This is a genomic window from Pseudomonas sp. EA_35y_Pfl2_R5 (assembly GCF_963970805.1).
In the GTDB taxonomy this organism is placed as follows: domain Bacteria; phylum Pseudomonadota; class Gammaproteobacteria; order Pseudomonadales; family Pseudomonadaceae; genus Aquipseudomonas.
Genome location: NZ_CAXAOW010000001.1, coordinates 320,335 through 338,498, shown reverse-complemented (window position 1 = coordinate 338,498; position 18,164 = coordinate 320,335). Strand labels below are relative to the sequence as shown.

At 61.1% G+C, this 18,164-nt stretch carries 12 protein-coding genes; 3 read left to right on the top strand and 9 right to left on the bottom strand.

Annotated features, from left to right (window positions below; genetic code table 11):
* Positions 1-8: 8 nt before the first annotated feature.
* Entirely contained in the window at positions 9-1,352 is a 1,344-nt protein-coding gene (gene chrA / locus AACX99_RS01470) for a chromate efflux transporter (RefSeq protein WP_339409077.1), read from the top strand.
* Positions 1,353-1,443: 91 nt separating this feature from the next.
* Here the strand turns inward: chrA and AACX99_RS01465 are convergent, their stop codons facing one another.
* The 9 genes from AACX99_RS01465 to dibA form a co-directional block, all read right to left on the bottom strand.
* Positions 1,444-2,796, bottom strand: coding sequence for a glutamine synthetase family protein (locus AACX99_RS01465; RefSeq protein ID WP_339409076.1), 1,353 nt, complete (start codon positions 2,794-2,796; stop codon positions 1,444-1,446).
* A gap of 17 nt (positions 2,797-2,813) precedes the next feature.
* Positions 2,814-3,371: a helix-turn-helix domain-containing protein gene (locus AACX99_RS01460; RefSeq protein WP_339409075.1), complete on the bottom strand. Its 558-nt coding sequence runs from the start codon at positions 3,369-3,371 to the stop codon at positions 2,814-2,816.
* 128 nt (positions 3,372-3,499) lie between these two features.
* On the bottom strand, positions 3,500-4,789 hold the full coding sequence (locus tag AACX99_RS01455; protein ID WP_339409074.1) for an NAD(P)/FAD-dependent oxidoreductase: 1,290 nt from the start codon (positions 4,787-4,789) through the stop codon (positions 3,500-3,502).
* A gap of 224 nt (positions 4,790-5,013) precedes the next feature.
* Positions 5,014-5,472: a GNAT family N-acetyltransferase gene (locus AACX99_RS01450; protein ID WP_339409073.1), complete on the bottom strand. Its 459-nt coding sequence runs from the start codon at positions 5,470-5,472 to the stop codon at positions 5,014-5,016.
* An 8-nt stretch (positions 5,473-5,480) separates the two neighbouring features.
* The gene (locus AACX99_RS01445; RefSeq protein ID WP_339409072.1) at positions 5,481-7,133 is read right to left on the bottom strand and encodes a diguanylate cyclase; all 1,653 of its coding nucleotides are present in this window, start codon (positions 7,131-7,133) and stop codon (positions 5,481-5,483) included.
* A complete protein-coding gene (locus AACX99_RS01440; protein ID WP_339409071.1) occupies positions 7,126-7,512 on the bottom strand; it encodes a response regulator in 387 nt (128 codons plus the stop codon). The genes AACX99_RS01445 and AACX99_RS01440 overlap by 8 nt, the downstream gene beginning before the upstream one ends.
* Complete coding sequence (locus tag AACX99_RS01435; protein ID WP_339409070.1) at positions 7,505-11,965, bottom strand: PAS domain S-box protein; 4,461 nt, start codon at positions 11,963-11,965, stop codon at positions 7,505-7,507. Before AACX99_RS01435 ends, AACX99_RS01440 begins: the two co-directional genes overlap by 8 nt.
* Before the next feature lie 40 nt (positions 11,966-12,005).
* Entirely contained in the window at positions 12,006-13,139 is a 1,134-nt protein-coding gene (locus tag AACX99_RS01430; protein ID WP_339409069.1) for an HDOD domain-containing protein, read from the bottom strand.
* A 10-nt stretch (positions 13,140-13,149) separates the two neighbouring features.
* Positions 13,150-15,438 carry a phosphodiesterase DibA gene (dibA, locus tag AACX99_RS01425; RefSeq protein ID WP_339409068.1) on the bottom strand — a complete coding sequence of 763 codons (2,289 nt, stop codon included), beginning with the start codon at positions 15,436-15,438 and terminating at the stop codon, positions 13,150-13,152.
* A gap of 168 nt (positions 15,439-15,606) precedes the next feature.
* On the opposite strand from dibA, the gene desA reads away from it, so the two are divergent.
* Both desA and AACX99_RS01415 read left to right on the top strand, forming a co-directional pair.
* Entirely contained in the window at positions 15,607-16,794 is a 1,188-nt protein-coding gene (gene desA / locus AACX99_RS01420; RefSeq protein ID WP_339409067.1) for a delta-9 fatty acid desaturase DesA, read from the top strand.
* A 165-nt stretch (positions 16,795-16,959) separates the two neighbouring features.
* Positions 16,960-17,931 (top strand): GGDEF domain-containing protein, encoded by a 972-nt coding sequence (locus tag AACX99_RS01415; protein WP_339409066.1) that lies wholly within the window; start codon positions 16,960-16,962, stop codon positions 17,929-17,931.
* Positions 17,932-18,164: the final 233 nt, after the last annotated feature.

Genomic DNA, 18,164 nt, shown 5'->3' with positions numbered 1-18,164 from the left:
TTGCCCGCATGTCCGAATCGTCTGCTCCGCCTGCGCCGCCCGCTGTCAGCCTGCGTGAAGCCTTCTGGTTCTGGCTCAAACTGGGGCTGATCAGCTTCGGCGGTCCGGCTGGGCAGATCGCGATCATGCACCAGGAATTGGTGGAGAAGCGCCGCTGGCTGTCCGAGCGGCGTTTTCTGCATGCGCTGAACTACTGCATGCTGCTGCCGGGGCCGGAGGCGCAGCAGTTGGCCACCTATATCGGCTGGCTGATGCATCGCACCTGGGGTGGGGTGATTGCCGGCGCACTGTTCGTGCTGCCGTCGCTATTTATCCTGATCGGCCTGTCCTGGCTGTATATCGCCTATGGTGATGTGCCGCTGGTGGCGGGAATCTTCTACGGCATCAAGCCGGCGGTCACCGCCATTGTGGTGCAAGCGGCCTGGCGCATTGGCTCACGGGCGCTGAAGAACAACTGGTTGTGGGGCATCGCCGGAGCCTCTTTTATCGCCATCTTCGCCTTCAATCTGCCGTTTCCGCTGATCGTGGTTGGCGCCGCGCTGCTGGGCTACCTCGGCGGTCGTTTGCTACCGCAACGGTTCAGCTTGGGCGGCGGGCATGCGCCGACTAGTCAATCCTATGGCCCGGCGTTAATTGACGACAACAGTCCACCGGCTGTGCATACGCGCTTTCGCGTCTCGCGGCTGGCGCTGCTGCTGGTAGTGGGGGCGCTGCTCTGGCTGCTGCCGATGGGCCTGCTGACCTGGCTGTATGGTTGGGATGGAACGCTGACGCAGATGGCCTGGTTCTTTACCAAGGCTGCTTTGCTGACCTTTGGCGGGGCTTATGCGGTGCTGCCGTATGTGTACCAAGGTGCGATCGGCCATTATGGTTGGCTAACGCCGACGCAGATGATCGATGGGCTGGCGCTGGGGGAAACCACGCCGGGGCCGCTGATCATGGTGGTGGCGTTCGTGGCTTTCGTTGGGGCTTATCTACAGCCGGTGTTCGGCGACGATTCGGGCTTTGTCAGCGGTGCGCTGGCGGCGGCGTTGGTCACCTGGTTCACCTTTCTGCCGTCCTTCCTGTTTATTCTCGCCGGCGGGCCGCTGGTGGAATCGACCCATGGCGAACTGAAGTTCACCGCACCGCTGACCGCGATTACCGCTGCGGTGGTCGGGGTGATCCTTAATCTGGCGCTGTTCTTTGCCTACCATGTGCTCTGGCCACAGGGGTTCGCGGGCAGCTTCGACTGGCCGTCGGCTGTGCTGGCCTTGGTGGCGGCGCTGGCGCTGTTATGTTTTAAGCGTGGGGTGATGGAGGTGCTGCTGGTGTCGGCACTGGCCGGGTTGGCGGTGTATCTGCTGCGTTGAAGTCGCCATAGACCGGAGAGGGCCGCCTGTAGGAGTTGGCCATGCGTGCGAATCGCCAGCATGGCCAGCTCCTACAGTTTGATCGTTGCCTTTACAGAAACCAGCGGTATTCCCGCGCGCTGACTTCCTGCATAAAAGCCAGATGATCCTGGCGCTTGTTTTCGCAATAGACCATCACGAACTCACTGCCCAGGCCCTGGTTGACCACCGGGTGGTCGCGCATGGCGCTGACCGCGCCGAGCATATCCTGAGGAAAGTCGATACCGCTCTGGCGGTTCTCGTTGAGCGGGGCAATCGGCTCTTTGCCTGCATCCAGGCCATGTTCCATACCGGTAAGGATTGCCGCTAGCACCAGATAGGGGTTGGCGTCGGCCCCGGCCAGGCGGTGTTCGATGCGCAGGTTCTTGCCGTCCGATTCGGGGATACGGATGCACGCATCGCGGTCCTCGAAGCCCCAGCTGGCGCGACTGGCGGCGTTGACCATGGCGCCATAGCGGCGGAAGGCATTGTGGTTGGCGGAGAAGATCGGCATGCAGTGCGGCAGCAGCTCCAGGCAGCCGGCCACAGCATGGCGTAGCGGGCGTTGTTCGTCGGCAGCAAGTAGGTTGTTACCGGCCGCGTCATACAGACTGACATGTACATGCATACCGCTGCCCGGCGCTTGCAGGTAAGGCTTGCTCATAAAGCTGGCACGTTGACCGTGCTTGAGCGCCACGCCGCGGGTGCTGCGGCAGAACAAGGCGGCCCAGTCGGCGGCGCGCAGGCCGTCGTCGCAATGACCGAAGTTGATCTCGAACTGGCCGGGGCCGAGCTCGGCGGTGATCACGTTGGCGTCCACGCCCTGCTCATTGGCGGCGTTGACGATCTCGTGCAGCACATCGGCGAAGCGAGAGAGGCGTTCGATATGCATATTCGGTTGGTCGTCGGCATCGTCGCACAGCGGGTCGCGGGGGAACTGCGGCAGGCCGTCCTGCAGCTTGCGATCGAACAGATAGAACTCCAGCTCAAACGCCACCACCGGACGGATGCCACGTGCTTCCAAGCGCTTGAGTACGCGAGCGAGTACTTCACGCGGTTCGAACTCGATGGGCGCGTCAGTGCCGTCGGAGCTGATCAGCATCTGCCCCAGTGGCTGGCTTTCCCAGCGCACCGGCTTGAGGGTGCCTGGGATCAGCCTGCGCGGTGCGTCCGGGTCGCCGTCGTTGAAGCAGTAGTCGCCAATCGGGTGCAGGCCACCCTGCACGCCGAGCAGCACACAGTTCTGCGGGATTTTCAGCGGGCTGCCGGCGGCGACCTTCTCCAGCATGTCGATGGGATAACGCTTGCCGTAGAAATGCCCGGGAATATCCAGGCTGATCAGGTCGACATAGCGCACCTCGGGGTGAGCGCTGCGGAAGGCGCGGACTTCGCTGAGCAAGTCGGGGAATGCTGTTGTTGTTTTCATGGTGGTATCTGCGCGGGTCAGGTGAAGACCCAGAGCACTCGTGTGGGTAAGTCGGTGAGGTTGGCGTAACGGAATTGCGCGTGGGGCGGCAGCTGGAAACTGTCATTCGGGCCGAGGGTGACCGGCTCGGCAGCGTCGCCATACCAGATGGTCAGCTCGCCTTCGAGGACGAAGCCGCCTTGTTCGGAGCTGTCGTTCAAATGCCCATCGCCGCTGGTGGCGCCAGGATCCAAACGACTTTCGAGCATGGAGAAACCACCCGACATGGTCGGCGAGGCCAGTACATCGGTAATGCCTCCAGCGTAATACAGCGTGCGGCGCTCGCCGGGGCGGGTGGCCCAGGGCACGGCTCGCGGCTTGCTCAGGCTGTAGAAATAGGTGGTTGGCACGCCGAGGGTTTCGCTGATGGCAGTCAGGTCGGCCACAGTCGGGCGCGACAGACCGCGTTCAACCTGAGAAAGAAAGCCCACCGAACGGTCGATGCGCGCGGCCAGCTCACCCAAAGTGAGGTTTTTGTGCTTGCGCAGATCGCGGATCAGGATCGCCAGACCGTCGATTTCTTCCTGCATATCCATCAGGTGTTCCTTGGTGTGAGGGCTCTTGTAGGGTGGATGACGCTTTTTCATCCACCGGCGTTGGTGGTTGGCCACCCGGTGGAAAACGCTGCGCGGTTTTCCACCCTAGGAGAGCGTTCTGGCCATCATCAAATAACATCGCGCAGGCGGTACCAGGCTTTGCCCACCGCCTCGATAGGCGCGGCGAGCAGATCGCCGCCGGGAAAGCGTGGATTGCTCAAGCCCTGGTACAGATCGAGTAGGCCGGCATCACCGAGAATCGCATCAGTGACCGCGCGGGCGGCGGCCAGGGTCGGCAGGATGCCGTGACCGGAGAAGCCCTGCAGCCAATACTTCTGCCCGCTGCGGCCAACGTCCGGGGTGCGGTGCATGGTGCAGTCGATATGCCCGCCCCAGCCATAGTCGATCTGCACGCCACGCAGCTGCGGGAACACCCGTTCCAGATAAGGTCGAGTGGCCGCCGGTACATCCTTGGGGATGCCGCCCAGGTAGGTGCAGCCGCCGCCGAACAACAGGCGGTTGTCCGGGGTGACGCGGAAGTAGTCGGGAACAAATTGGTTGTCGATGGCGCAGGTGCCGTGCGGGAACAGCGAGCGCGCCAGCTCTGGGTCTAGTGGCGCGGTGGCGATCTGGTAGGAGCCAACTGGCAGCAGGCGTTTCGCCAGCGGCGCATCGAGCTTGTCGATATAGGCGTTGCAGGCCAGTACCAGCACGTCGCTGCGTACTTCGCCCTGTTCGGTGCGCGCTACAAAACCTTCGGCCGTTTCGCGGTAGTCCAGCGCCTTGCTCTGCTCGAAGATTTTGCCGCCCGCCTTTTCGAAAGCATCGGCCAGGCCCTGGGCCAGTTTCAGCGGGTTGAGGTGGGCGGCGCCGCTGTCATGCAGCGCGCCTAGGTAGCGTGGGCTGGCGATCCACTCGGGCAATTGCTCCTTGGGGATAAAGCTCAGCTGCGAGTAGCCGTACTTCTGCTCGGCTTCTTCCAGGCTTTCCTGCAACTGACGTACGCGGCGCGGCAGCACGGCGGTATAGATCGCGCCGGTGCGGTAATCGATATCGAAGTTATGCCGTTCGGGCAGCTCGCGCATTTCTTCGGCGGCCCAGACCATGCTGTCCCACAGGCGGCGGGCGCGTTCCAGGCCGAGGGTCTTTTCGAACGGCGGCATATCGCAGGACCAGCCCGGCAGCGCCTGACCGCCGTTGCGCCCGGAGGCCGCCCAAGCCAGGCGACTGGCTTCCAGCAGCACCACCTTCTTGCCCGCCAGGGCCAGGCGCAGTGCGCTGTGCAGGCCGCTGAAACCACCGCCAATGATCAGCACATCACACTGCAACGCCTCCTGCAGGTGCGGACGCAGGGGAATTGGACCTGGGTAGGTGCCGGCGTAGTAGGTGCCGATATGCTGGGCGGATTGTTTGAACATGGCGCGCCTCATGAAATTTTATTTAAATAATTTCATGAAAATTTACGCGATAAATTTCACAAAGCCAAGCGCGAGGTGCTGTAGGGTTCAATCATGTTCAAAGTCTCGCGAGCTAGAGACATGCAAGGCAGAAACAGGCGAGGAAGCGGAGTGTACGGCTGTACATGAGCATTCTGAGCCTGTTTCTAACGCAGCAGGGCCGACGCGCAGCAGGCTGGGCGTCTCTAGAAGTCGATGGCCAGACGCAGGCGATCCTTATGCTGCAGGCCCTGTTCGAACAGCGGCTCGGGGTAGTGTCGCAGGAAGTAGTCTGGCTCGACGGCATACACCCGCAGGCCGGCGCGCTGGTAGAAGGTCAACTGGTGGCCGAAGCTGCCGGTGGCGACTTCCAGGCGCGTGGCGCCCAGCTGTCTGGCGCTGTGCAGGGCGTGTTGCAGCAATTGTCTGCCAACGCCTTGGGCCTGGTAGTTCGCCTCGACGGCGATATTCATCAGCTCCAGGGTGCCAGGGTTGCGCGCCTGCAGCACATAGACTCCGACGGTCGCGCCATCGCGCTCGGCGAGGTAGCAGTGACCATGCGCCAGGTAAGCCTGCACATACGGCAGGTGTGGATCGGCTTCCAGCAGCAGGGCAATCGGCAGCTGCGCCGCACTGCACGCGCGGATATGGATGGGTGGGCTCATTGGCGGGTTTAGCGCACCTGATTGCGGCCGCCATGTTTGGCGGCGTACAGCGCGCGATCGGCTTTCTCCAGCAGGTCGTCGGCACTTGTTGGCGTGTCTTCGGTGGAGGCAATGCCGGCGCTCAGGGTCACCGAGAACTGCTGGCCGCTGGCGATAAAGTGCAGCTCGGCAAAGCGTTGGCGGATTTCATCGAGAATGCGCAGCGCCTGCCCCGATGGACAATCCGGCAGCACCACGAGGAATTCTTCGCCGCCATAACGGCCCAGGCTGTCGATGCGCCGCAGGCGTTGGCGCAGGAGGTTGGCCAGGGCACGGATGACGTTGTCGCCGGCAGCATGGCCGTGACTGTCGTTGACCTTCTTGAAGAAGTCGATATCCAGCATGGCCACGCTAGCGGGCTTGCCGCTGCGTTGCGCGCGTTCCAGTTCGACCGCGGCCTGCTCCTTGATATCGGCGTGCTTGAGCAGCCCGGTGAGGCTATCGCGGGACAATGCATTGCTCAGCAGGCGGGCGCGCTGTGCACGGGAGAACACCGCAGCGACCAGGGCGTTGTCGGAAATTGGTTTGGTTACAAAGTCGTCGCCAGCCTTGATCAGAGCGTTCATCTGGCGGCTGATATCGGTTTCTGCCGACAGGTAAATAATTGGTACACGCAGCCAGTCGTCGTTCATGCGTATGATCTGTGCCAGCTCTGGGCCGGTGCAGTCCGGCATGCTGACATCCAGTAGTACCACCTCGGGGTTGAAGCTGCGCATACGTTCGAAGATATCGGCTGGTGTGTGGAGCATCTCCACCAGCATATTGGCGCCGCGCAGAATCAGGCTGAAACGGCTGGCCAGCTCGCGGTCGTCGTCGATGATCAAAACCCGGTACGGCTCGCCCTGTTGCTGGGCGAAGCAGCGTTCCAGGCGGTTTTCCAGCTGCGGAATGTCCACCGGTTTGGTGAAAAAGCCCATGGCGCCGACGCGCACCGCTTCCAGGTGGGTGGCGAAATCGTCCTGGGTGGTGATCACCAGCAACGGCAGCGGCTCCTCTAGGCGTTGTTGCAGGTCGGCGGCATATTCCAGGCCGGTCAGGCTTTCGTCGGGCAGGTTGACGTCGACGATCAGCGCATCGGGCAGCTGTTGCTGTAGGGCGTTGTCGAGCTCGCTGATGTGGCTGAAGTGCTCGGCGTGGTAGCCAAAATTGTTCAGCGTCAGGCGCATATTTTCGCCAATCGAATGCTGATCTTCGAGGATATAGATACGCCGCGCGTTACCGTTCTGTCGCGGCGGTTTGACTGTGCGTTTGGTGGGTTCTTGGCTATGTTCGGCCTGGAACTGCTGCTGCGCCAGTTGCTGCAGGCTGTGGCTGAAGTCCTGCAGGCTCTGCTGTTCCTGCTGCAGGGTTTCCAGCCACTGATCGGCTTGCTGCTCTAGCTCACGGGCGCGCTGGCCAAGGCTGCTAAAGCCGAACGTGCCAGCGGCGCCGGCGAGCTTGTGCAGTTGATTGCGCAGGCTCTGTAGATACTGCAGTTGTTCCTGTGGGTCGGTGGCGTGCAGCAGGCGTTCGGCGTTCCGCCCAAGGGCAGGTAGCTCTTCCTGCAGACGTAGGGCGAAGGCATCGCTCAGTTGCTGCAGGTGCCGCTGCAGTTCATCGGCGGCGCTCTTGCCTTTACTCATGGGCCAGGCTCCAGATCTTGCGTACCTGTGCGGCCAGTTGCATAGGGTCAAAGGGTTTGATGATTACGTCGCGGGCGCCAAGACTGCGGTAATGGGCGATCTCCGACGGCTGCACCTTGGCGGTCATAAAGACCACGGGCACCTGGCTAAGGTCGATCAACCGTGCGATCTGCGCCAGGGTTTGCGGGCCGTCCATGTCCGGCATCATCACATCCAGCAAAATAAAATCCGGTGCAAAGCCTTGCAGCTGATCCAGGGCGTCTTGCCCGGATGAGCAACTGAGTACCTGAAAGCCACCCACAGCCTCCAGCGCCAGCTTGGCCACAGCCTGGATCGATGGATCGTCCTCTACATGCAGAATACGTTGCAGCTCAGGCATGTCGATGTTCCTCAGGACTGGTTTCTAAAGCCAGGGTAGTCAGTTCAAACCAGAAAGTCGCGCCGTGACCGGGGCTTGAGTTGAAACCGATCTGCCCGCCCATGCGCTCGATGATCTCCTTGCTGATCGCCAGGCCCAGGCCGGTGCCGCCTTTCTGCCGGGTGTCGGTGGCATCCGCTTGGGAGAACTTGCTGAATATCCGCTCCTGGAAATTTTCCGGTATGCCAGGACCATGATCGGTCACGCTGACGCGAATGCGCGCGTCGTGCTCTTGCACGCGTATCTCCACGTTCTGTCCTTGGGGCGAGAACTTTGCCGCATTTGAAAGAAGATTGGCCAGCACCTGGGCCAAGCGTAGCCTGTCGACGCGTGCGCGGGCCTGGGTCGGCGGACCTTGCAGCTGCAGTTGTACCTGGTAGTGGCTGGCGTATGGCTGGTTTTCTTCGATGGCCTGCTCCAATAGCGGCTGTAGCGCCTCATCGTGCAGTTCGAAAAGCATCTTACCGGCTACCAGCTTTTCCATGTCGAGCAGGTCATTGATCAACAGGTTGAGGCGCTGGCTGTTGTCCTGAGCGATCTGCAACATCTGTTGCATGCTCGCTGGCACTGCACCCAGAGCGCCGCCGTTGACCAGGCCGAGGGAGCCGGAAATCGCGGTCAGCGGGGTGCGCAGCTCGTGGCTGACGGTGGAGACGAATTCGTTCTTCATTCGCTCGATACGTTTGCGTTCCTCGATATCGCGGATCACCGCAATAAAGCGTCGTTCGCCCTGGTGGCTGATCTGCGAGATGGCCAGCTCGACTGTGAAGGTTTCGCCATTGCTGCGCATCGCGCTCAGCTCTATTTCCTTGCCGAGCACCTGGCTGATGCCGGTTTTCAGGTAATGGCTGAGGTAGCGTGCGCGCATTGAGCGTTGTGGTTCGGGCATCAGCAGCGTTACCCGGTGCCCGGAGACCTCCAGGTGGCTGTAGCCGAAGATGCGCTCGGCGGCGTGGTTGAAGGTCTCGATATAGCCTTGTTGGTCGATGGTGACAATCGCGTCGAGCACATTGTCGAGCAGCGTGCGCAGGTAGTCCTCACGCTCGCGGATGGCCATTTCCGCGGCGATGCGCTCGTTGAAATCCTGGATTTGCACCACAAAGTGCACCGGCGCATCGTTGCTGTCGCGCACCAGCGACACGCTCATCAGCACCCAAATGATCCGCCTCTGGCTGTCCAGATAGCGTTTTTCCATCTGGTAGGTGCTGATCTCGCCGGCCAGCAGCTCTTCAATATGTTGCAGATCGGCATCCAGGTCGTCGGGATGGGTAATTTGCTGGAAGTTGCTGCACAGAAGCTCTTCGCGGCTGTAGCCGAGCATTTCGCAAAGCACTTCATTGACCTCCAACCATTGCCCTTGCAGCGAGACCAGGGCCATGCCCTGAGGCGCGGTGCTGAAGGCGCTGCTGAAGCGCTGCTGGCTGAGGCGCAGTTGGTCTTCCACGGCCTTGCGGTCGCTGATGTCCCAGATAAAGCCGGAAACCCACTGCAGCTCACCGTGGCTGTCGTATTCCCCGCGGCCTTTTTCCCTTACCCAGACGCTATGGCCGTCGGCGTGCAGTAGGCGGTAGGTCAGCTCGAAGGACTCCTGGCGTTCGATGGCAGTCACCGCGCGATAGGTAATCGGCAGGTCGTCAGGGTGTACCACGCTGGAGAAGCTGCGCACGCGATTGTTGATAAAGTCGCTGGCCGGATAGCCACTGAGTGCCTGGATTTCCTCACTGAGGTAACTCATCGACCAGTTCTCATCGTTGCGGCAGCGATACACCGCTCCGGGCAAACTACTGACCAGGCCGCGGAAGCGACTCTCGCTCTTTTGCAGCGCGCGGGTGGCCTGGTGCAGGTCGTTGATGTCGCTGGCGATGCCCAGATAACCGGTGATCACCCCCTCGGTATTGCGCATGGCACTCACCGTGAGGTTGACGATGCGCTGCTCGCCATTATTGCGTAGGTAGGTCCATTGGCGGGTTTCTGGCTCACCCTGGTCGGGGAGGCGGGTAAACACCGCAAAACCGCTGACTTCAGTGCCGAACTGCAGGCTCAGTTGCTGTTCACGGTCCCGTATTTCCTCGGCCAGGTGGAACAGCGCCGGGCTGTGCAGGCCGATCACCTCTGCGCTGTTATAGCCGAGCAGACGCTCGGCACCGGAGTTGAACAGGGTGATCAGGCCTTGGGTGTCGGTGGTGATAACCGCCACACCGGTGGCCGAGTCGAGCACCGTCTGCAGAAAACGCCGCGCCTCGCGGGTCTGCTCTTCATGACCCAGACGCTCCAGGGTGGCACCGACCCAACGGGCGAATAGACGCATGAATTCTTCATCGGCATAGTCAAATGGCCTGTCGCGCGCCTCGCTTGAGGCGAAGCACAGGGTGCCGAAACGCTGGCCGGCAACCCAGATGCTGGTGCCGATATAGCTTTCCAGGGCAAACAGTGGGTAACAGGGGTGGGCGGCATATTCGCTCTGGCCCATGGCGGTAATCGCCAGTACATCCTTGCGGCGCAGGGTAATGCTGCAATAGGTGTCGCCTAGGGGGAAACACTGGCCGTCCTGCAGGGTGTCGGGTGGCGATACCTGGGCCCTTACCCGATAGGTGTCAGCATCGATCTGGCTGATGATGCCAATCGGCATGCCATAGAACTCAGACCCCAGTTGCAAGGCCTGGCGCAGCTGTTCGTGGGAGCTCAGCTTGGGCAGTGCGGCAATCTCGTTGAGGGCACGCAAGGCCGCTTGCATGCGCTGTATGCGCTGCTGGGTCTGCGCGCGCTGGCCATCGCGGCGCAGGGCTTCAAGTACCTGGCCTAGGGTGGTCAGTAGCGGTTGCAGCTGGGCGGCAAACTGCTCGCTGTAGCCGCCTTCGCGGTTGGCCAGGCCGAGCATGCCCAGCAGTTCACCGTTGGCGTGAATGGGCAGGCCGGCAAATGCTTGCAGCGGTGGATGGCCTGGCGGCAGGCCGGCGCTTTGCGGGTGATTGCCGGGATTGTTGCTGATCAGCATCTGGCCACTGCGGATGACTTGGCCGAACAACGTGTTGAGGTTACGAAATTCCAGGCCCTGGGGGGAATGGTCGGCATAGAAGGCGCGACTTTGCGCATCCCAGGCGATATTGCTGATGGCGAAGGTCCGCAGAAAGGGCGCTCCTGCTTCGTCGTGACGAATCTCACCAACAAAACCGAACTGGCTGGCGCTGACTTCGAGAATCCGCCCGAGCAGGGTGTCGAAAGCCTCGCGCTGATTGTCTGCGTTGATATAGGCCGCCTGCATCTGGGTGATAAGCGCCAGCAACTGCCGCGACTCCTCGGTTTGCTGGTGCTTGTGTTGCAGTTCGGCATGGTGGTGGCGCATGGTTCTCTGGCTACTGTGCCGGGTGGCCTGCAGTAAGGCCAACAGCAGTGCTTCGGCAGCGAGCCAGGCCAGCAACCACTTGACCACCAGCCAGCGGTTGTCGCGCTGATGCACACTGTACAGTGTCGTGATATCGCGCCAGGTCAGTGCCCGCACTGAGTTGTCCAGGCCAGCGACAGGCTGATAGCCATTCAGGCTGATCTGGTTGAGCAGGTAGGTGTGGCCCTGATCGTCGAGCAGCTTGAAGGTGTTGCCCGCCTCAGGGGGGGGTAGGCGATGCTGGGCCTGCCAGTGCTGCACCTGCACCTGGGAAAAGCCGGCCAGATGCCAGTAATTACTGTCGTCAACGGTAGCGCGCAGCGCCTCGCCACTGCTGCTGGGCGCTTGCGCAGAGCGCTTGAGCAGCAGCGCAACGCCAGCCTCCAGTTCGCGGTCCAGCTGTTGCAGATTGCCCAGGACATCCAGGCTGACCTCCAGCGCACCGACGTTAAGCCGTCCCTCAAGGCTGTCGATCTGCAGCGGCACGATGGCGCGCATGCTGAGCTTGTCGCCATCCACTGCCATGCCGGTGATTGTGGTGGACTGCTGCAGGCTGTCGAGCAGCATCGGCCGCTGCGCGGCGGGGAAGTCGGCAAACCACTGCGGCTCATGCACGCGCAACAGCACTTCGGCCGTGGGCGCTAGGTGGATATACAGGGCAAACGGACGGATACCTTGCAGGTTGCGCCAGCGTGGGGCAAGGCGGGTATACAGCTGGTTGCGGATGGCGTTCAGGCTTTGTGTCTCTAACGGTTCACTGCTCTGTAGCGTGTGGGCCTGGCGCACCAGCTCGACCAGCCAGGCGTCGGCAGCGATGGTTTCGGCCAGCAGCTGCGCTTGTTGTTGCAATTCCTGCTGGCTATTGCGCAACGTCAGGCTTTGCATCTCATGCTGCTTGGCGACTTGCAGGTTCCACAGGTTTTCCCGCTCGTTGAGGGCAAAGCCGCCGAGTACGCTGAAGAAAACCGCCAGTCCCAGGCTGCCAAGGCCGACGATCCAGTGGATCGTGCTGGGCATAAGCCGCTTAAGCATCTATCCGCTCCATCATCCGGTTAGGCACCGAGAACATCATTCAGGTTAACCCTGCCAGTCGGCGCAGGCGTGCCAGTTCGGGATCGTCGGTTGCGCTGGTGAGCTCGCAGGCGGCCAGGCGCATCAGGATATTTTCGCGTTTGACGTTATGGCTCGGCAGGTTGTAGCACGCACCGATCAGCTCGCGCAGGTGCATCGGCAACTGCCATTGCGCCTTGATGCTGATGGCAAACGGGCCGCTGAACTGGTCGATGGCCTGCATCACCTGGGCTTCGCTGAAACTCTGCCCGTTGTCCTGCCACGCTTGTGCCAGGTACAGCACACACAACTCGCCCATGCGGTGCAACAGCGCCGCACTGTGGAAGGGCGCAGGGTCCAGGGTGCATTGGCGGGCTAGGTGGGTGCTGCGCTCAATCAGCAGGTCGGTGCTGTCCAGGTGCGCTTGGGCGAGCGTCCGTAGCAGGGGGTTATCCAGCGCGCTGCATTGGCGCAGTGCCAGGCCCATGGCCAGATTCAGGCTGTTGGCGGCGCCCAGCTTCTGCAGCGCTTCGAGCAGACTGGTACAGGGTTTCCCAGCCTGGTTATAGGCGCTGCTGTTGGCCACAGTGAGCAGGCGCGCGCTGAGTGCCGGATCGTATTGCCATTCGCTGGCCAGCTCGCGTAGGTCGATCTGTTCGCCCTTGAAGCTCTGCAGCAGGCGATCACGTACATGAGCTTTGAGGGGCAATTGCAAGGCGCTGCTGGGCAGGCTGCGCAGGTGGTCGAGCAGGTCGTTCTGCGGGGCGTTGCTCTTAAGCGGATGTTCGCCATTGTCTGCGGGCAGCAGGGTTTCCAGGCTGGCGGCGACATGCGCGGCTTGAAAGGGCTTGCTGATAAAAGCGCTGATTTTCATGGCGCGCACGGCTATTACGCTGGCGCGGTCGGAGCGGCCAGTGATCACTACCAGTGGTGTGCTGCTATTGTCACGGCGCACCTGTTCGAGTAACTGGGTGCCGGGGCCGTCCGGCAGATTCCAGTCGCAGATAACTATATCGGCTGGGCGCTGCTGCCACTCACGCAAGGCGGCGCTGACGCTGTCCAAGCACACCACCTGGCTGCCGGGACGCAGGCTGAGGACGATCTGCTTGAGCAGATCGGCGATCCAGCTGTCGTCCTCGAGAATCATTACACGCATGCTTTCTGCCTTAGTCTGTATTCGCGACGCTCAGCGCCAGGTGGCGGGTTAGCTGTTCTGCCGGTTGTGGGCGCCCGAAATAGTAACCTTGGGCGTGATCGCAGCCGAGCTGCTGGAGCAATTCGACCTGTTCGAGTTGTTCGATACCCTCGGCCAGCACCTTGAGCCCCATGCTGTGGCCGAGGGCAATCACCGCGCGGGTGATCGCCACATCGTCTTGATCATGCGGTAACCCGCTGACAAAGCTCTGATCGAGTTTGAGTTTATGTACTGGCAGGCGCTTGAGGCGTGCCAGGGAGCTGTAGCCGGTGCCGAAGTCATCGATGGCCAGGCGAATACCCAGGGCGCGCAAGCGTTCGAGTAAGGCCAGGGCGGCGCCGGGATTGTCCATCACTGCACTTTCGGTGACTTCCAGCTCCAGATTGGCGGGATCGAGGCCGGTATTGTGTAGCACCTCGGCCACCCGCACATCCAGTTCGCCGCGACTAAATAGGCGGCTGGAAACATTCACCGCGACAAATCGCAGCGCAAACCCGGCGATTTGCCAGGCGACCATTTGCCGGCAACTTTGCTCCAGCACCCAGGCATCAATGGTGCCGATCAGCCCGGTTTCTTCGGCAATCGGGATAAATTCGCCGGGGGCCACCAGCCCGCGCTGTGGGTGTTGCCAGCGCACTAGGGCTTCGACGCCGATCATTTCCTGGCTACCCAGGCACATCAGTGGTTGGTAGTAGACGCGCAGTTCTTGATTATCCAGGGCGTGGCGTAGGGCGCTGGCCAGTTCAACGCGCTGGCTGGCGTGTTCAGTCAGCTCTTGGCTGTAGAAGGCATAGCTTTCGCGGCCGCTGCTCTTGGCTTTGAACAGCGCCGAATCGGCATTGCGCAGCACCTGGCCGACATCGACGGCCTCGCTGGGATACAGGCTGATACCGATGCTGGCGGTGACAAACAGTTCTGTGTCGGTGACTTTGAAGGCCTGCATCAGGCACGCCTGCAGACGCTGCGCCATCACTGCAGCCTGTTCGGCGCTGCTGCAGGTTTCGTCGAGCAGGCCGAACTCGTCACCGCCCAGACGTGCCAGGGTCATGCGTTTGCCGAGTTGCTGAGCAAGGCGTTCACCGACGTCCTTGAGCAGCAGGTCGCCGATGTTGTGGCCGAGGCTTTCGTTGATGTGCTTGAAGTGGTCGAGATCGATCAGCAGCACTGCGCCGCTCTGCCCATCAAGCCTGGCGCGTTCGAGGGCGTGCTGGACGCGCTCGGTAAACAGCAAGCGATTGGGCAGGTTACTCAGCGGGTCGTGGTGCGCCAGGTAATCCAGCTCGCGTTGCGAGCGCTTCAGAGCGCTGATATCGGAGAACACCGCGACGTAATGGCTGATCCCCCCCTGCTCATCGTGAATCACCCGGATGCATTGCCACTGCGGGTAAATCTCGCCGCTCTTGCGTCGGTTCCACACCTCACCGCTCCAGGCGCCGCGATTTTGCAGGGCGTTCCAGAGGCTGTCATAAAAGGCTTTATCGTGCCGTCCGGATTTCAGCATGCTCGGCGATTGGCCGAGTATTTCCGCCTGACTGTAACCGGTAATGCGGGTAAAGGCGGGGTTGCAGTGGACGATATGCTGCTGCGCATCGGTCACCAGCACGCCTTCCTGGGTGGCATCGAACACCGCTGCGGCCTGGCGCAGGCTGTCTTCATCCTTGCGCCGCTGGGTGATGTCGCTAGCCGTGCCGATCAGACGTTCGGCCTGGCCATGCTCGTCAAACAGCAGGCGCCCGCGTGATTGAATCCAGCGGTAGCTGCCGTCCTGATGCAGCAGGCGATAGTTGACCTCATAGGGCGCGGGGTTGCGCGCCGCCAAACGTTCCTCAAGGTGGCGGTCGAAGCTTGTGCGGTCATTGGGGTGCAGGCGCTTCAGCCAGTGCTGCAGATCATGCCCCAGCTCATGGGCGCGCAGACCGAGCAGGGCCGAGTAGCCAGGGGAGACGTACAGCCTCTGGGTCTGCAGATTCCAGTCCCACATACCGTTTTGAGCGGCTTCCAATGCATCCTGTAGGCGTTTTTCGCTGCGCTGCAAGGCGTGATGCGCCAGGCGCTGCTGCTCGTGGTGGGCGCGTAGCACTGCATATAACAACCCCGTGGTAAGCAGCACAAATGCCAGTCCCTTGAGCAATTGCGCGCGCTCCAGCTGCGGCTGCGACATTCCCAGGTTGACCAGCAAGCTGTCGCTGAACGCTACCCAGAGACCAGCGGCCAGCATATAGCAGAGAGTCAGGCGCCAAGCGCCTTGCGGAGCATTCATGGAATATAAGTCAGTCCTTTGTCTAAGACCGGCAGTATAGATGCTGATAAGGAAGCAACATTCTTATGCAAAAGACCAACTGGTTTTCTGATCGGGGTCAGGGATAATGGCCATCGACGTGCGCTAAACATCAGCGGCGTCCTTCCTTCTGCACGAGGCACACGATCCATGTGGTACAACGGTTTTCTTGACCTGTCGGTCTGGCAGTTGATCGCAGTTACCCTGCTGATGACGCATGTGACCATCGTCAGCGTCACGGTTTATCTGCATCGCTATTCGGCGCACCGCGCGCTGGAGTTGCACCCGGCGCTAAAGCACTTCTTCCGTTTCTGGCTGTGGTTGACCACGGCACAGAACACTCGCGAATGGACCGCGATCCACCGCAAACACCACGCTAAATGCGAAACCGTGGACGACCCGCACAGCCCGGTGATCAAAGGCCTGAGCACGGTGCTGCGTACCGGCGCCGAGTTGTACGCCGAAGAGGCGAAGAACCCGGAAACCCTGCGTATCTACGGCAAGAACTGCCCGGAAGACTGGATCGAGCGCAACCTCTACTCGCGCTTCCCCGTTGCCGGCGTAGCGCTGATGGGCGCCATCGACCTGGCACTGTTCGGCGCTGCGGGCATTACCATCTGGGCGATCCAGATGATGTGGATTCCAGTCTGGGCAGCGGGCGTGATCAACGGTCTTGGCCATGCCGTCGGCTATCGCAACTTCGAATGCCGCGATGCTGCGACTAACCTGTTGCCTTGGGGCATCCTGATCGGCGGCGAAGAACTGCATAACAATCACCACACCTACCCGAACTCGGCCAAGCTGTCGGTGAAGAAGTGGGAATTCGACATGGGTTGGTTCTGGATCAAGCTGTTCAGCCTGCTCGGCTTGGCCCAGGTGCAGCGTGTTGCGCCCATCGCCCATCGGGTCGAGGGCAAGCGCAGCCTGGACATGGACACTGCCATGGCCATCCTCAACAACCGTTTTCAGATCATGGCGCAGTACCGCAAGCTGGTGATCGCGCCGCTGGTGCAGCTGGAGCTGGCCAAGGCCGATGCCTCGGTGCGCCATCATTTTCATCGCGCCAAGCGCCTGTTGTCGCGTGAACCAAGCTTGCTCGACGAAGGCCATCAGGTACGTATCCAGCGCATGTTGGAACAGAGCCAGGCACTCAAAGTGATCTACGAAAAGCGCCTGGCGCTGCAGCAGATCTGGATGAAAACCAGCGCCAATGGCCACGACATGCTCGAGGCCATCAAACACTGGGTCAGCGACGCCGAAGCCAGCGGTATTCAGTCGCTACGGGAATTTGCCGAACAGCTGAAAACCTATTCGCTGCGCCCTGCTGTCGCCGTATAACGCGCCGTTTGGTACTCAAGCCCGCCCATTGGCGGGCTTTTTATGGCCTACCATTCAAGTAGTCCCTTTTCAGGCTAAATTTGGCGCACGCTCCAGTCTGATCGGTTTGAATTTCTGGCGCCTGCCGCTGTCTTTGCTCGGTACTTCTATGCGATGGCGGTTGTTATGGACGAAATCAGCAGAGAGCAGCTCGAACAGGAAGAGTTGACCCTCGCGCTGTTGCATACCCGCGCCGAGGTGGCGCGTTTGCAGGAGCGCGAGCAGCTATTCAGTACCTTGCTGGGCAGCGTTAATGCGGTGCTCTGGGCGTTTGACTGGGATGCCAAACGGGTGGTTTACGTCAGCCCTGCGTACGAACGAATCTTTGGCCGATCGGCCGCACTCTTGCTGGCCGGTTATGAAGAATGGCGTAACAGCATCTACCCCGATGATCTGGATTACGCTGCCGAAAGCTTTGCCCAGGTGCTGGAAACCGGTGCGGTCGAGGCTCGCGAGTACCGCATCATCCGTGCCGACGGGCAACTGCGCTGGCTCAGTGACAAGTGCTTTGTCAGTCGCGAAAGCTCACCAGGCAAGCCGCATATCATCGTCGGCATCGCCGAAGACATCACTGAGAAGAAGCAGCTCGAAGGCGAATTGCACCGCCTGGCCACCACCGATGTGCTGACCCAAAGCAGCAACCGCCGGCACTTCTTCGAGTGCGCCCAGCGTGAGTTCGAGCAGGCCCGAGAATATGACAGCCCGCTTGCCTTTTTGCTGCTTGACCTGGATGACTTCAAACAGATCAACGACCGCTATGGCCATCAAATGGGCGATCAGGTGCTACAGCGCCTGGCCTACAGCTGCGCCACGACACTGCGCCGTGGCGACCTGTTCGGGCGCATCGGCGGTGAGGAGTTTGCCGCTGTTTTTCCACGTTGCGAGCCAGCGCTGGCCGAGCAGATTGCGGAGCGTCTGCAGCGTGAGGTACGCCGCCTGGGCTTCAATCACGACGATTTGCGCTTTGGCGTGACCCTGAGCCAGGGCCTGACCAGCCTGCGTGCTACAGATACCAGTCTGGATGCCTTGTATGCCCGCGCCGACGCCGCGATGTACCAGGCCAAACGCCAGGGTAAAAACCGGATAGTGGTTGATTGATCGCGTGCGGCATGCGGTTGGATAGGTGTGTCGGCGATAAACCGCCTTTTTGCTTTTTGCCATCGGCAGAAAACCGCTCACGGCCGCTCGGCCAGGCTTGGAAAACCTCCCTTTAAATCTGGAAAGCCTTGCAATAGAGGCTTCGGCTGGCCGTTTTGGGCGGCTGGCACAGTAACTGCGTAGGGCTCAGCGCATCACGGTCTGGATTACCGGCCGACAATAAAAATGTAGAG